This window comes from Rhodococcus sp. MEB064, assembly GCF_000834565.1.
Lineage (GTDB): Bacteria > Actinomycetota > Actinomycetes > Mycobacteriales > Mycobacteriaceae > Rhodococcoides.
This window is the reverse complement of sequence record NZ_JXQS01000060.1, coordinates 1-1,629: the sequence shown is the minus strand read 5'-3', so window position 1 is coordinate 1,629 and position 1,629 is coordinate 1. Positions and strand designations below refer to the sequence as shown.

Sequence of the window (1,629 nt, the reverse complement as noted above, 5' to 3'; positions counted from 1 at the left end):
TCCCCGCCTCCGCGCACCCCGCCGCCAACTCCGGATTCTCCGACAAGAACCCGTACCCCGGATAGATCGCATCGGCACCCGACCGCTTCGCCGCATCGACGATCAGATCCACCGAGAGGTAGTTGCGGACCGGATGGCCCGGCTCACCGATCTCGTACGCCTCGTCGGCCTTCGTCCGATGCACCGAATTGCGGTCCTCGAACGGGAACACCGCCACCGTCTGCGCCTCGAGTTCGTACGCCGCACGGAACGCACGGATCGCGATCTCACCACGATTGGCCACTAGCACTTTCGAAAACACGGTTCTGAGTGTCGCTTTCGCTCGGGGGTGATCTGCAGAGATGCGATGAATGGGTGGCGTCAGGAGTCGACTGCGGCGCGAATGGCCTCGCGCATTCGCTGTTCGGTCTGCTCCTGCGCGATGGTGCGTTCGAGGGCGGCGTCGAGATCGTCACGGGGAATGACGACGAGTCCGTCGGAATCACCGATGATCGCGTCTCCAGGATTGCAGACCACGTGGCCGCATGCGATCGGATACCCGACCCGGCCGGGTCCGTTCTTCCATGGCCCGGCGGGGCTTATTCCTCGGGCGTAGACCGGCAGCTTCATTGCGGTGAGTTCGTCGACGTCTCGAGTGGAGCCGTCGATGACCACACCGGCGATGCCGCGAGATGTACAGATCTCTCCGAGTATGTCGCCGAAGACGGCGCGGCTGGTCTCTCCGTGTCCATTGACGACAAGGACGTCTCCCGGTCGTGCATCGTCGAGTGCACGGTGGATGGCGAGGTTGTCCCCCTCGCGGGCGTGAATCGGGAGGATGGTGCCGGCCATCGTGAGGCCGGGAGTCACCAGGCGGAGGGCGGCAGACATCAGGCCCATCCGCTTCTGTGCGTCGCCGATAAGTGCAACGGGGTACTCGGCGAGACGCGAGATCTTGTCGAGTGGTGCTCGCTGCCAGTCGGCAGCGATGTCGATGTTGGCGGTGTCTGCGGTGATGAACATGAGATTCTCCCTGGGAATGCGGGCGCGATCAGCGACGGGCGTCGGCGGGTGTGGCGTCGGGTGACACGGGGGCGACGGCATTGCGGGGTGCGCGTCCCGCCAGTGCGGTGCGGATGCAATCGACGGCTTCGCGGCCGGCGGTGAGCAGGGCTCGGTCGGTCTGCCCCGCGATGTGCGGGGTGATGATCAAGTTGTCGAGCCCGGCGTTGTGATCGGACAGTGCGGTGTAGGGCAGAGGATTCTTCATGTCGATCGACTCCCCGCTGAGTACATCGAGTGCGGCGCCGCCGAGGTGACCGTCGGTCAGTGCATCGAGAAGAGCAGACTCGTCGATCAGCCCTCCTCGCGAGGTGTTGACGAGGATGGCGCCCTGCCGCATCCGGCGCAGGACGTCGGCGTCGACGAGGTGTGCGGTGTCGTCGGTCAGCGGAACGTGGAGGGAGATGACGTCGGACGTGGCGACCAGATCGTCGAAAGAGACCAGGGTGGCACCGGCCGCGGTGACGACACTGTCGTCGACGAAGGGGTCCGCCACTGTCAGACGCATACCGAATCCGCGGGCGATGTCGGCGACGATGCGGGCGATGTTTCCGAAGCCGACCAGTCCGAGCGTGCGACCACCGAGTT

Annotated in this window: 3 protein-coding genes; all 3 read right to left on the bottom strand. The window is 65.3% G+C overall.

The features are described 5' to 3' along the window. Positions 1–301: biotin carboxylase N-terminal domain-containing protein (locus tag RU01_RS20165; protein ID WP_042575844.1), on the bottom strand; the 301-nt coding region annotated here is incomplete at its 3' end. Between the two features lie 59 nt (positions 302–360). Further along, positions 361–1,002 (bottom strand): RraA family protein, encoded by a 642-nt coding sequence (locus RU01_RS20160; protein ID WP_042576386.1) that lies wholly within the window; start codon positions 1,000–1,002, stop codon positions 361–363. 28 nt (positions 1,003–1,030) lie between these two features. Continuing rightward, on the bottom strand, positions 1,031–1,629 hold a 599-nt coding region (locus RU01_RS20155), incomplete at its 5' end, for a 2-hydroxyacid dehydrogenase (protein ID WP_042576385.1).